Origin of the sequence: Flaviaesturariibacter aridisoli (assembly GCF_004343705.1) — a bacterium.
Classification (GTDB): Bacteria; Bacteroidota; Bacteroidia; order Chitinophagales; family Chitinophagaceae; genus Flavisolibacter; species Flavisolibacter aridisoli.
In genome coordinates, this window is sequence record NZ_SKFH01000023.1 from 103,578 (window position 1) to 115,458 (window position 11,881).

11 protein-coding genes are annotated in these 11,881 nt (G+C 58.5%); 3 read left to right on the top strand and 8 right to left on the bottom strand.

Going from position 1 to position 11,881, the window contains the following annotated elements:
• Window positions 1–78: 78 nt before the first annotated feature.
• Complete coding sequence (secD, locus tag E0486_RS13140) at window positions 79–3,030, bottom strand: protein translocase subunit SecD (RefSeq protein ID WP_131852633.1); 2,952 nt, start codon at window positions 3,028–3,030, stop codon at window positions 79–81.
• Window positions 3,031–3,273: 243 nt separating this feature from the next.
• Here secD and E0486_RS13145 point away from each other — a divergent pair, with 243 nt between their 5' ends.
• The gene (locus E0486_RS13145; protein WP_131852634.1) at window positions 3,274–4,464 is read left to right on the top strand and encodes a pyridoxal phosphate-dependent aminotransferase; all 1,191 of its coding nucleotides are present in this window, start codon (window positions 3,274–3,276) and stop codon (window positions 4,462–4,464) included.
• 72 nt (window positions 4,465–4,536) lie between these two features.
• On the opposite strand, the gene coaE is transcribed toward E0486_RS13145, so the two are convergent.
• From coaE to E0486_RS13180, 7 genes are all read right to left on the bottom strand, one after another.
• Window positions 4,537–5,130, bottom strand: coding sequence for a dephospho-CoA kinase (gene coaE / locus E0486_RS13150; protein ID WP_131852635.1), 594 nt, complete (start codon window positions 5,128–5,130; stop codon window positions 4,537–4,539).
• Between the two features lie 78 nt (window positions 5,131–5,208).
• A complete protein-coding gene (yajC, locus tag E0486_RS13155) occupies window positions 5,209–5,541 on the bottom strand; it encodes a preprotein translocase subunit YajC (protein WP_131852636.1) in 333 nt (110 codons plus the stop codon).
• 17 nt (window positions 5,542–5,558) lie between these two features.
• Window positions 5,559–6,014, bottom strand: a complete 456-nt coding sequence (locus tag E0486_RS13160) for a DUF1573 domain-containing protein (protein WP_131852637.1) — start codon at window positions 6,012–6,014, stop codon at window positions 5,559–5,561.
• Between the two features lie 32 nt (window positions 6,015–6,046).
• Window positions 6,047–6,976 carry a transcription antitermination factor NusB gene (nusB, locus tag E0486_RS13165; RefSeq protein WP_131852638.1) on the bottom strand — a complete coding sequence of 310 codons (930 nt, stop codon included), beginning with the start codon at window positions 6,974–6,976 and terminating at the stop codon, window positions 6,047–6,049.
• 114 nt (window positions 6,977–7,090) lie between these two features.
• Window positions 7,091–7,864, bottom strand: a complete 774-nt coding sequence (locus E0486_RS13170; protein ID WP_131852639.1) for an SDR family NAD(P)-dependent oxidoreductase — start codon at window positions 7,862–7,864, stop codon at window positions 7,091–7,093.
• Between the two features lie 115 nt (window positions 7,865–7,979).
• Window positions 7,980–8,795 carry a phytanoyl-CoA dioxygenase family protein gene (locus E0486_RS13175; protein ID WP_131852640.1) on the bottom strand — a complete coding sequence of 272 codons (816 nt, stop codon included), beginning with the start codon at window positions 8,793–8,795 and terminating at the stop codon, window positions 7,980–7,982.
• A gap of 97 nt (window positions 8,796–8,892) precedes the next feature.
• Window positions 8,893–9,534, bottom strand: a complete 642-nt coding sequence (locus E0486_RS13180) for a phosphatase PAP2-related protein (protein WP_165917327.1) — start codon at window positions 9,532–9,534, stop codon at window positions 8,893–8,895.
• Between the two features lie 242 nt (window positions 9,535–9,776).
• Between E0486_RS13180 and E0486_RS13185 the strand changes: the two genes are divergently transcribed.
• Both E0486_RS13185 and groL read left to right on the top strand, forming a co-directional pair.
• A complete protein-coding gene (locus E0486_RS13185) occupies window positions 9,777–10,058 on the top strand; it encodes a co-chaperone GroES (protein ID WP_131852642.1) in 282 nt (93 codons plus the stop codon).
• A gap of 118 nt (window positions 10,059–10,176) precedes the next feature.
• Window positions 10,177–11,814, top strand: a complete 1,638-nt coding sequence (gene groL, locus E0486_RS13190; protein ID WP_131852643.1) for a chaperonin GroEL — start codon at window positions 10,177–10,179, stop codon at window positions 11,812–11,814.
• The last annotated feature ends 67 nt before the right edge of the window (window positions 11,815–11,881 follow it).

Below are 11,881 nucleotides of genomic sequence, written 5' to 3' on the forward strand. Positions count from 1 at the left end.
CTCTCGCCGTCCAGTTCAATCCTAACAAAAAGCCCCTGACAACGTCAGGGGCTTTTTTATCTGCCGAAGATTGCAGGCTTAGTGCTTGGCCAGCTCTTTCTTCTTGGCGGGCTCGGCTGAAGCTACCGGCTCGGCGTCACCACCAAGGGAGCGTTTGCCGCCCATATCCACCAGGATCGGGGCTGCCACGAAGATCGAGGAGTAGGTACCGGTGATCACACCGATCAGCATCGCGAAGGCAAAGCCGCGGGTTACTTCACCACCTACCAGGAAAAGAATCAGGATGGTCAGGAATACCGTCAGCGAGGTCATGATCGTACGGCTCAGCGTGTCGTTAATGGCCTTGTTGATCACCACTTCTTTCGGCGCGCCCACCATCTGGCGGGTGTATTCACGGATACGGTCGAATACGATCACGGTATCGTTCATCGAGAAGCCGATTACCGTCAGCACCGCCGCGATAAAGTGCTGGTCGATCTCCAGCGGGAAGGGAACCACGTTGCGGAGGAACGAGAACACGGCGAGCGTCACGAGCACGTCGTGCAGCAGGGCCACGATTGTACCCATCGAGTAGCGCCAGTCGCGGAAACGGATGAAGATGTAGAGACAGATGATGATGATCGAGAAGATCGTAGCCTGGAGGGCGCCGCTCTTCAGGTCATCGGAGATCGTCGGCAGCACCTTGGTCATACCGAGCTTGTTCTGCTTGTCGAACTGCTGGAAAGTAGTGCCTGCAGGGAGGTGCTTCGACAGGCCGGCGAGCAGTTTGCCTTCCACCAGCGAGTCGGCTGTGTTGCGTGTGTCGGTGATGAGGTACGAAGTAGTGATATCGAGCTGGTTGTCGGCGCCGATCGTCTTGATCACGGGGTTCTCACCGAAGGCGGCCTTGAGGTCGTCGCGCACTTCATCCACGTTCACCGGCTTGTCGAAGCGAACGATGTAGCTGCGACCACCTTTGAACTCCACACCTTCATCGAAACCGTTGAAGATGGAGGCCACACCGAGAGCGAGTACCACGAAGGAGATCGCGTAGGCCACTTTACGGTACTCGATGAATTTGAAGGCGGCGTGCTTGAATACGCGCTTCGAAACACCGGTGAAGTACTCGAGGTGACGCTTGCGGGTGGTGAACAAGTCACTAACCCAGCGGCTGACCAGGATGCCGCAGAACAGCGACAGGAGGATACCGATGATCTGGGTGGTGGCGAATCCCTTCACAGGGCCGAGACCGAACGAGAACAGGATAATAGCGGTCAGCAGGGTCGTAACGTGGGCGTCGAGCACCGGCGGCAGCGAGCGGCGGTAGCCCTCGGCAACGGCAGCCTGGTAGTTTTTGCCCCGCGTCAGTTCTTCCTTGATGCGCTCATAGATAATTACGTTGGTGTCCACCGCCATACCGATCGTCAGCACGAGGCCGGCGATACCGGGGGCCGTCAGCGTAGCGCCCAGGCCGGTGAGGATACCGATGGTGAAGAGAAGGTTCAGAATAAGGGCGATGTTGGCTACCCAGCCGCTTGTGTTGTAATACACCAGCATCAGGAGGAAGATCACCACGAAGGAGAGGCCGAAGGCCAGCATACCACCTTTGATGGCGTCTTTACCGAGCGTCGGTCCAACTACCTGCTCCGCAACGATCTTGGCGGGGGCGGGCGTCTTACCCACTTTCAGCATGTTGGCAAGGTCCTGTGCTTCCTGGAGGCTGAACGAGCCGGAGATGCTGGAGTTGCCGCCTTCGATGGCTTCGTTTACAGTAGGCGCGGAATACACCACGTTGTCGAGCACGATCGCAATTGAGCGCTTCACGTTAGCGCGGGTAAGGTCGGCCCAGGCACGGGCACCGGCCGGGTTCATGCGCAGCAGTACTTCGGTCTTGCCGTTCATCTGGTTGAAGTCGGCACGGGCCTCTTCAACGCCTTCACCTTCGAGCTTGGCCTTTTCACGGCCGCCGGTCTTCAGCACATAGAGCGCTACGAAGTCGCCGGATTTGTTGTTGGCGCCTTTATCGGGCATACCGTAAGCAAAGCGTGCGTCAGCGGGGAAGTTGTTGCGAACAGCGGGATTCTCCATCACCGAACGCACGTACTCGGTGTCGGTCACGTTGACCATACCGATCACATTCGGGTAGGGAGCGCCGCGGAAATATTTGGCGATGGGCTGGTTGGCCAGGCCCTTGGCAGTTGTGTCCTTGGCAGCAGCGGAGTCGGCACCGGCAACTAGGTTGAAGGCACTGGCGAAGTTCTGCATACCGGCGTTGAGTTCGGCACCTTCATACACCTCCCAGAATTGCAGGTTGGCCGAAGACTGGAGGATGCGGCGAACGCGCTCCTGGTCCTGTACACCCGGCAGTTCTACGGTGATGATGCCGCGGTCGCGGTCGGGGTTGATCGAGGGCTGGGCCACACCGAACTGGTCGATGCGCGTGTGCAGCACCTGGAAGGTACGGTCGAAGGCCGAATTGGCTTCGGCGCGGATGGCGCTTTCCACCTGGTCGTTGGTGGAACCGGGCTTGATCTTATCCTGGCCGGCTACCGCGAAGAGGGAAGCGAGCTTGGCGTTGGGAACGAGCCTTTCATATTCTTTGCGGAACAGCGACACGTAGTCGGCGTTGCTGTTGGCCTTGGCCGTTTCGGCGTTGGCGAGGGCCTGGAGGAACAGGGGATCCTTCGAGTTATTGGCCATGGAGCGCAGGAGGCCGGCCAGTTCCACTTCGAGGGTTACGTTGATACCGCCCTGCAGGTCAAGACCAAGGTTGAGTTCGTTTTCTTTGGCTTTCTGGTAGCTGATGGCACCGGTGGGACCGTAGTGCACGGTCACATTCTTGGTGCTGTCGAGCAGGCGCTTGTAGCGATGAGCCTGCGCTTGCTCCTTTGTTTCTTTGTCCGCATTTTTGAAGTTCAGATTCGTCCAGGCCTGAGCCTTTGCCTCCATTTTCTTCTCGTGGCTACGTACCACCCAGGTAAAGGACAATTCATAAATAGAGTACAGGATCAGCAGGATCGTGAAGAAACGGACCAGGCCTTTCAATTGCATACACGGTTTTTTTAAAGAGGGGCAAATATAGCCTTTTCGGTGTACAATACCAGCAAATCTTCGACGGGCCCGGCGTCCGGAATCGGCCATTGGGCAAGGGATACGGCGCTTTTAACGAAACGGCCTGCCGGCGCGGAACCGGCCCGCACGGGGAGGTCCGCCGGATGCGCTCCGGCAACGTTTGCGAAGATGCCGCCACCGCATCCGTATTTCCTTACTTTTGCCCCTTTCCAACCCAATCCCATGGAATTAGCTGCACGATTGCTTCTGTTTAACGAACCCGAAACCCTGCGGATGGCCAAGCTTGGCCGCGAACTGCGCGCCCAGGGCATTGACATTGTCGACCTGAGCCTCGGAGAACCCGATTTCGATACGCCCCAGCACATCAAGGACGCCGCCAAGCAGGCGATCGATGACAACTGGAGCCACTACACGCCCGTGGCCGGCTACCTCGACCTCCGTGAAGCGATCTGCGCCAAGTTCAGCCGCGACAACGGGCTCAGCTTCACCCCCGACCAGATCGTAGTGAGCACCGGCGCCAAGCACAGCCTGGCCAACGCCGTGCTGAGTATCATCAATAAGGGCGACGAAGTGCTCATTCCTACGCCGTTCTGGGTCACCTACGAGGCCCTGGTGCAACTCGCCGAAGGCACGGTGATCAAGATCAACTCCTCGCTTGCCAACGGCTACAAGATCACAGCGGAGCAGCTCGAAGCCGCCATCACGCCCAAAACGCGGCTCTTTATGTTCTCCTCCCCCTGCAACCCCAGTGGCGCCGTGTATTCGCGCGAGGAGCTGCAGGGTCTGGCGGAGGTGTTCCGCAAGCATCCGAACATCCTCGTCATTTCCGACGAGATCTACGAATACATCACCTACGGCGGCCCCGCCGAGAGCATCGCGCAATTCGACTGGATGAAAGACCGCACCATCGTGGTCAACGGCTTGTCGAAGGGATTCGCCATGACCGGCTGGCGCCTTGGCTACCTGGCCGCCCCGAAAGAGATCGCCAAGGCCTGCGAAAAGCTCCAGGGCCAGTTCACCAGTGGCACCAATGCCGTGACGCAGCGCGCCGCCATCGTGGCGCTGACGGCTCCGCTCGATGCCACCAAAGCCATGGTGGCGGAGTTCGCCCGCCGCCGTGAGCGCGTGCTCGAGCTGATGCGCGCTATCCCCGGTTTTGAATTTGCTTCCCCTGAAGGCGCCTTTTACGCATTCCCCTGCGTGGACCATTACTTCGGTAAAAAGGACGGCGAAAACGTCATCAGCAATGCCGACGACCTCGCCATGTACCTGCTCCACAAAGGCCATGTGAGCACCGTCACCGGATCAGCCTTTGGCGACAAGCAATGCCTGCGCCTTTCCTTTGCCAACAGTATGGAAAATATTGAAAAGGGCTTCGCCCGGATTAAGGATGCGCTGGCGAAGCTGAATTAATTGATTAACCGGTTGATTGATTAACCGGTTAATAAAAAAGCCAAGGGCGTTGCGCAAGCGACGCCTTTGGCGTCATTGCGCGTTCGCCAATTGCAGCAGCTTTTCGTGCAACGCAATGACCTGTGGGATCAGCAGTTCCTGCTCATCGTTTTTAAGCACAAAGTCACACAGCTTCATTTTTATCCCATTGTCGATCTGGCGCTGCATGCGGGCCAGGACGGCCTCGCGGCTGGCGCCGTCGCGCTGCATGGCGCGCTGGAGGCGGATGTGCAGGGGCGCGTCGACACCGATGACGTAATCGAGGCCGGCGGCAGAGCCGCTTTCGAAGATGAGCGCCGCTTCCTTCAGGGCATAGGGCGCCTGCTGGGCAGCCATCCACCGGGCCGCGTCGGCGATGGTGGGCGGGTGCGCCAAGGCATTGAGGCGGGCGAGCTTTTCGGGGTCGCTGAACACGAGGGCGGCCAACGCGGCCCGGTCGAGGCGGCCACCAGCGTAGAGTGCCGCACCGAACTCCTTCGTCAGCGCCTCCTTCAGCCCGGCGTCGGTGTCGTACAGCCGCTTCGACGCCGCGTCGGCGTCGTACACGGGAATGCCGAGCAGCGCAAAAACCTTTGCGACGGTAGATTTACCCGAACCAATTCCTCCAGTCAGACCAACTTTAAGCATATAAAAAAACCGGAACGTTCCGTTCCGGTTTAAAGATAACAGTTGTGGGCCAGCGGCCTGGTGCTGCCGGCTTATGGATTACTTTTTCTCGGCCGGGGCTGCAGTGCCTGTTTTGTTCAGGTTCTGCGTCATTTCCATGGAAATCGAGGTGCGCTCCATCTTGATATAAGAGCCGGGCGAGATCTCGAGGTCGACGGTGCCGTCTTCGTTGATGCGGCTCAGCTTGCCGTGGATACCGGCAATGGTCACCACGCGGTCGCCTTTCTGCAGTCCTTCAGCGAAGGACTTCTGCTGCTTCTGGCGCTTCGCCTGCGGGCGGATGAAAAAGAGCCAGAATACGAGGATCATGCCGCCGATGAAGATGAACTGAAAGCCACCGCCACCGGGTGCGCCTGTTTGCAATAAAAACATAGTTGCTGGTTAAATAGTTATTGAGCCGCCACTTCCACGTTGAAATAAAGCTCGTGGATGGTGGAGGGTTTGGTATTGGCCTGTACGATGAGGTTCTTGTGCTGGGTGCCTACGCGGCCTTCGCTGTTGAAGGTGGCGCGGATGCGGCCTTCGCCACCGGGGGGAATCGGCGCCTCGGGCTTCTCGGCCACGGTGCAACCGCAGCCGGGCTGTGCTTTTTCGATCACCAGCGGCTTCGTGCCGGTGTTGCGGAAACGCCACGACACGTCCACCTGCGCTCCTTCCATCACTTTGTGCAGGTCCTGAGTGCTGGAATCCAGCCACTGGAGCGTGGTAAAGTTGGCCGAGTCGGTCATGACGCGGGTATCGGCGGCGCGGCGCGCGGAGTCGGAATTGTGGCCACTCTGTGTGTCCTGGCCGTTGCAGGCGGCGAGCAGGATGACGGCGGCCAGTGCGGGGATAAATGCTTTCATGCGCTTCGGGTTGAGGTCGCAAATTTAATGGCTCAGGCTCCTTTGCGGAAATCCGTTTTGTGCAGCTGGCCCGATTGCACGAGGTCTTTGTGAATGTTGTCGAGAATGCCGTTGATGAATTGCCCGCTTTGTGCCGTGCTGTATTCCTTGGCCAGCTCGATGTATTCGTTGATGGTCACTTTCGGGGGGATGGTTTCAAAGAACAGCAATTCGGCCACTCCCATCTTCATCAGGATCATATCGAGGGAAGCGATCCGCTCGGCGTCCCAGTTTTTCAGTTTGGGGTGGATATATCCTTCGAGCTGCTCGTGCTTCTCGAGCACGGTAGCCAGCAGACTTTTGGCAAACTGCAGCTTCTCGGCCGAAATGAACTGGTCGATGCGGAAGGAGCCCGGCTTCTGGAGGTAGCCCTGAACGAGCTGAACAGCCATCTCGCCGTCGTCGTCCCAGTTGGGAAACAGTTCTTCAAGGTGCGCGATGAACGACTCATCGGGCAGCAGCAGCTCTTCGAAAATATATTCAAGAATAGCGCGTTCGCTCTTCTTTTCGCGCGTTTCGGTGCTGATGTACGTATGGTACTCCGGGCTTTCAGCCAGGCGCTGGTAAGCTTTACGCAGGATATCGCGGTCGATACGATGCATCGACTGGCCCATCTCCCACTGGGCCGCAAGTGCCGTGTCTTCCTTCAGGGTCCAGAGCAGCTCGTTACCGGCGATCTTGGTGTTTACATTTAGGTCTTCCTGCGAGGGCAGGTGCTTGGAGCGACGCTGGAACGAATCGGTTTCGGCATAGCCGGCCACTTCGGTCACAAAATAAAGGAGGTATTGAAGCAGGTCGCGCGACTGGTCAAAATGCTTTTGCAGCAGGCGCTGCGGCTCCCCGGGTTTTCCTTGTCCATCCTGGGTGCTCAACGTATACAAGGTCTGCATCACTTTCACCCGGATATTCCTTCTGCTGATCATCGGTAAAGAACTTTTGAGCCGGCAAAGATAGGGCAAACAAGTTGGGTAGCGGGAAGTTTGAAGTGGGAAGCACTGCTCCTCTCCTTTACTTCCGACTTTCCACTTCGCACTTTATTACTTATAGAGCCCTGCTGCCGTTTTCTCTGCGAGCGACTTGGGGAAGAGCCATACGAGGAATGCGCCGAGCTTATTGATGGCCCCGGTGATGACCTCGGCGCGGCCCTGGAGGGTTGCTTTCACCGCCGCTTCGGCTACCGCTTCGGGCGTCATGTTGACCTTCTCAGCGGCCTTCTGCGCCTTGGGCCCTACCTGTGCCCGGTTGGCAAAGTCGGTGTCGGTAGACCCGGGACAGACGCAGGTAACCGACACGGAAGTGTCGCGCAGCTCGTAGCGGAGGCCGCGGCTGAAGGTGAGCACAAAGGCTTTCGTAGCCGCGTAGATGCTCAGGAAAGGTACCGCCTGGTAGGCAGCCGAGGAAGCAATGTTGAGCAGCCAGGCCTTCGGCTGTTTTTTCAGTTCCGGCAGAAACAGGTGCGTCAGCGCCACAAGGGCGTTCATGTTCACCTGCATCATGTTTTGCTGCCCTTCGAGCGGCAGCTCCGCAAAGGCACCGCTCGACCCGAAGCCGGCGTTGTTGACCAGTCCCTGCACCGCGTAGCCCGAGCTGCGGCACCAGTCGAGCAGGCGCTGCGGCGCCGCGGCGTCGCCGAGGTCTTCGGAGCGGAAGTCAACCTGCACGCCGAAGTCCTTGCGGATGGCAGCAGCGGCCGCTTCGAGGGCTTCGGCGCCACGGGCCACCAGCAATACGTTGAAGCCGCGGGCCGCCCAGGCGCGGGCGATGGAAAGGCCGATGCCCTTCGAGGCGCCGGTAATCAGGATATAGTTCATGGTCGGAGCGTAATGGGTAGTAAAAGTAGTGCGTGCCGGAGTTCGAAGAAAAAGCCTCCCGTTGAGGAGGCTCCACTTCAATATGCTACAGTCCTTGTTGTTTATTCGATATTCATTAGTTCTGCACCGTACTTGCCAGGCGGTGGTAGAACGGCGTTTTGCTCTTATCGTCCTTCGGCATGTACTTGCCGGTAACAACGGGCACATACATCACGCGGCGGCGGCTGGCCTCGCCGAAGTGGGGCGACTGCTGCACGCGGTGCCAGAGGCGGCCGTCGTGTACGGTAAGGTCGCCGGCCTCGATGTCGAAGCCCACCTCGCGGCGGTCGGGCTTGTGGTCGATAAAGTATTTCTTGCCGAACAGCAGGCGCAGGATGCCTTGCGTGTGGGTGCCGGGGAGGATCCGCAGGCCGCCGTTCTCGAAGGGGCAGGTATCGAGGTGGATGCCCACGTTGAGCATCGGCATGATGCGCTGGCCCAGGAAGAGGTCGCGCGGCGAGTCGGTATGCCAGCCCATTTGCGAAAAGGCGCTGTTCGGTGTGCGTACGTAGTTGTTGAGCACCAGCCCGTCTTTCTCATACTCGCCGATGCGGCCTTCAAACGGGGCTACAAGGCCGGTGAGCGCCTGCAGGCGCGGGTCCTTCAGCAGGTCCTGCAGCAGGGGGCTGAACTTGGAGGTGAAGCAGATGCGCTGGATGGTCTTGCGGCCATCTTCGTCCTTGCCGAACTTCAGCGGGATGCCGTGGATCTTCTCCACACCTTCGTCGAGCAGCTGCTGCTCAATCCGGCTTACTTCGGCGCGTATAGCCGTTACGGTTTCCTGCGGGATAAAGCCGCGGAACATCAATACACCGTGTTTTTGAAAAAAAGCCAGTTGCTCTTCTGTGATCGTTTTGCCCAGCACAAAATCAGGTATCGTAAACTTCCTCATTACAGACAATAGTTTATAGGGTGGCCGACGATGTTCGGGGAAACACCGCATTTGGCCGCTTAAAACAACACAAAAATACGGAGCCTGCCAAAGCATTTTAGCGGAATGCGGCCTTTTTGCCGCCCAAATAGCACAAATAGGTCAGCAACGGTGCCGCCAGCACATCGATGGTATAATGCACATGCTGCACCAGCACCAGCACGGCCACGGCGCAGGCGGCGGCCAGCGTAAGCCGGCGCTGCCAGGGCAACGGAAAACAATAAACGAAAAGGAACATCGTGGCCGTATGCCCGGAGTAAAAAAGATCCTTGGTGATGAAGGTGCTGCCATAAAAGCGGTTGGCCAGCGGGTCTACCAGCGGGATGAGGGCGGGCGGTGTTTCCAGCGGCACGAGGTAAATGCTGATCATCCGGCTGGCCGTCAGCAGGGCGAAGCTCCAGATAAAGATGACCGTGAAGCGCGGACTTTTCAAAGCCTGCCAGATGGCAAGGGCCGCCGCGCCCCAGATACAGCTGAATACCGCTATCGATACATCGGTGGCGGGCAGCACCCGCAGGATCGGGTCGTTGAGCGGGGTGCCGCTGCGGGCTTCGATATATTGAAAGAACGGCGGCAGCGCGGCCAGCAACGCCAGGGCCAGGAAGGCCCCGGGCAGGAGACTCTGCCGGTAGCGGCGCTGGCGCCAGGCATCCGGCCAGCGGTCGGCGGCCTGCACGAAACGGGACCCTTGTTCAGACATCGGCGCAATGTTACGACAGATGCCGCCAGCGGCCCGGCAACCTGACAGAATTTCGCACCGACACCCGTAAAGAACGCCTCTTTCGGAAAAAGTGCCGCCCGGCCTGCTAAAAATTCCTCCCCGACCGGAAATAATTTCCGGATTTTCCCGGTGGCACATAATTCGCGCATGGGTGCTGCGCCGCGGGCGGAACACCCGTACCTTGCGGCCCACATCTTCAATCAAACCAAAATTTCATACGTATGTCGAACAAAGTGAATGTTACCCCCCTGCACGACAGAGTGATCGTGAAACCGGCTGCTGCAGAAGAAAAAACGGCCGGCGGTATCATTATCCCGGACACGGCAAAGGAAAAGCCCATGCGCGGCATTGTGATCGCCGCCGGTCCCGGTAAGAAAGACGAGCCTGTAACCGTGAAGGAAGGCGACACCGTTCTGTACGGCAAATACGCCGGCACCGAGATCTCCATCGAAGGCGACGACTTCCTCATCATGCGCGAAAGCGACATCCTGGCGATCGTATAAGTTTTCGGCACGGTCACCCTTCGGCTGCGCGCAAGGTGACCGTGGTGCTTGCTCCTTGTCATGCGAACGCAGCCAAAGCATGAACCAACATCATTAAAAATTTCAAACACGAATAATCATGGCAAAACAACTGTTTTTCGAAACTGATGCCCGTAATAAAATGAAGAAAGGCGTGGACGTTCTCGCCAACGCCGTCAAGGTTACCCTCGGTCCCAAAGGCCGCAACGTGGTGATCGAAAAGAAATTCGGTGCCCCTTCCGTCACCAAGGACGGTGTGTCTGTAGCCAAGGAGATTGAGCTGGAAGACGCCATCGAGAACATGGGTGCCCAGATGGTGAAGGAAGTGGCTTCCAAAACCGCCGACATCGCCGGTGATGGTACCACCACTGCTACCGTGCTGGCTCAGGCCCTTATCACCGAAGGACTCAAGAACGTGGCCGCCGGCGCCAACCCGATGGACCTGAAGCGTGGTATGGACAAGGCTGTTAAGGCCGTTGTAGAAAACCTGAAGGCCCAGTCGCAGACCGTAGGCAACGACAACCAGAAGATCGAGCAGGTTGCTACCATCTCCGCCAACAACGACAACGAGATCGGCAAGCTCATCGCCCAGGCGATGGAAAAGGTCTCCAAAGACGGTGTCATCACCATCGAAGAAGCCAAAGGCATCGAAACCACGGTCGACGTGGTGGAAGGCATGCAGTTCGACCGCGGCTACATCTCTCCCTACTTCGTTACGAACAGCGAGAAGATGCAGGCTGAGCTCGACCGCCCCTACATTATGATCTATGACAAGAAGGTGTCTTCGATGAAAGACATCCTCCCCATCCTCGAAAAAGTTGCCCAGCAAGGCGCGCCCCTGCTGATCATCGCCGAAGACCTCGAAGGCGAAGCGCTGGCTACCCTCGTGGTGAACAAGCTGCGCGGCACCCTGAAGATCGCTGCCGTAAAGGCTCCGGGCTTCGGCGACCGCCGCAAGGAAATGCTCCAGGACATCGCCGTGCTCACCAAGGGCATCGTGATCTCCGAAGAGCAGGGCTACAAGCTCGAGAACGCCGACCTTACTTACCTCGGCCGCGCTGAGCGCGTGGTGGTAGACAAAGACAACACGACGGTTGTGGGCGGTGTTGGCGAGAAAGAATCGATCACGGCCCGCATCAACCAGATCCGAGCCCAGATCGAGAACACCACTTCCGACTACGACCGTGAGAAGCTCCAGGAGCGCCTGGCCAAGCTGAGCGGCGGTGTTGCGGTGCTGCACGTGGGTGCTGCCACCGAAGTGGAAATGAAAGAAAAGAAAGACCGCGTAGACGACGCCCTGCACGCAACCCGCGCTGCCGTTGAAGAAGGCATCGTTCCGGGGGGTGGTGTGGCCTACGTGCGCGCCATCGAAAGCCTCGGCAATATCGCCACCGAGAACAACGACGAGAAGACCGGTGTGCAGATCGTGCGCCGCGCCCTCGAAGAACCCCTGCGCCAGATCGTGGCCAACGGCGGCATCGAAGGCTCCGTTGTGGTGAACAAAGTGCGCGAAGGCAAAGGCGACTACGGTTTCAACGCCCGTACCGAGCAGTATGAGAACCTCATCGCCGCCGGTGTGATCGACCCCACTAAGGTGAGCCGCATCGCCCTCGAAAACGCCTCCTCCATTGCCGGTATGCTGCTGACAACGGAATGCGTGGTAGCCGACAAGCCGGAGCCGAAAGCGGCGGCCGGTGCGCCCGCCGGTATGCCGGGTATGGGTGGCATGGACTACTAAGTACCAACCCAATCTGGGATCCGGGATTTCAGATTCCCGATTTTCGAAGTGCCGGACGTTCGTCCGG

Bases quoted from the DNA above. Each gene is read 5' to 3' on its own strand.
- secD (WP_131852633.1), bottom strand. From the start codon at position 3,030: ATGCAATTGAAAGGCCTGGTCCGTTTCTTCACGATCCTGCTGATCCTG.
- E0486_RS13145 (WP_131852634.1), top strand. From the start codon at position 3,274: ATGGAATTAGCTGCACGATTGCTTCTGTTTAACGAACCCGAAACCCTG.
- coaE (WP_131852635.1), bottom strand. From the start codon at position 5,130: ATGCTTAAAGTTGGTCTGACTGGAGGAATTGGTTCGGGTAAATCTACC.
- yajC (WP_131852636.1), bottom strand. From the start codon at position 5,541: ATGTTTTTATTGCAAACAGGCGCACCCGGTGGCGGTGGCTTTCAGTTC.
- E0486_RS13160 (WP_131852637.1), bottom strand. From the start codon at position 6,014: ATGAAAGCATTTATCCCCGCACTGGCCGCCGTCATCCTGCTCGCCGCC.
- nusB (WP_131852638.1), bottom strand. From the start codon at position 6,976: ATGATCAGCAGAAGGAATATCCGGGTGAAAGTGATGCAGACCTTGTAT.
- E0486_RS13170 (WP_131852639.1), bottom strand. From the start codon at position 7,864: ATGAACTATATCCTGATTACCGGCGCCTCGAAGGGCATCGGCCTTTCC.
- E0486_RS13175 (WP_131852640.1), bottom strand. From the start codon at position 8,795: ATGAGGAAGTTTACGATACCTGATTTTGTGCTGGGCAAAACGATCACA.
- E0486_RS13180 (WP_165917327.1), bottom strand. From the start codon at position 9,534: ATGTCTGAACAAGGGTCCCGTTTCGTGCAGGCCGCCGACCGCTGGCCG.
- E0486_RS13185 (WP_131852642.1), top strand. From the start codon at position 9,777: ATGTCGAACAAAGTGAATGTTACCCCCCTGCACGACAGAGTGATCGTG.
- groL (WP_131852643.1), top strand. From the start codon at position 10,177: ATGGCAAAACAACTGTTTTTCGAAACTGATGCCCGTAATAAAATGAAG.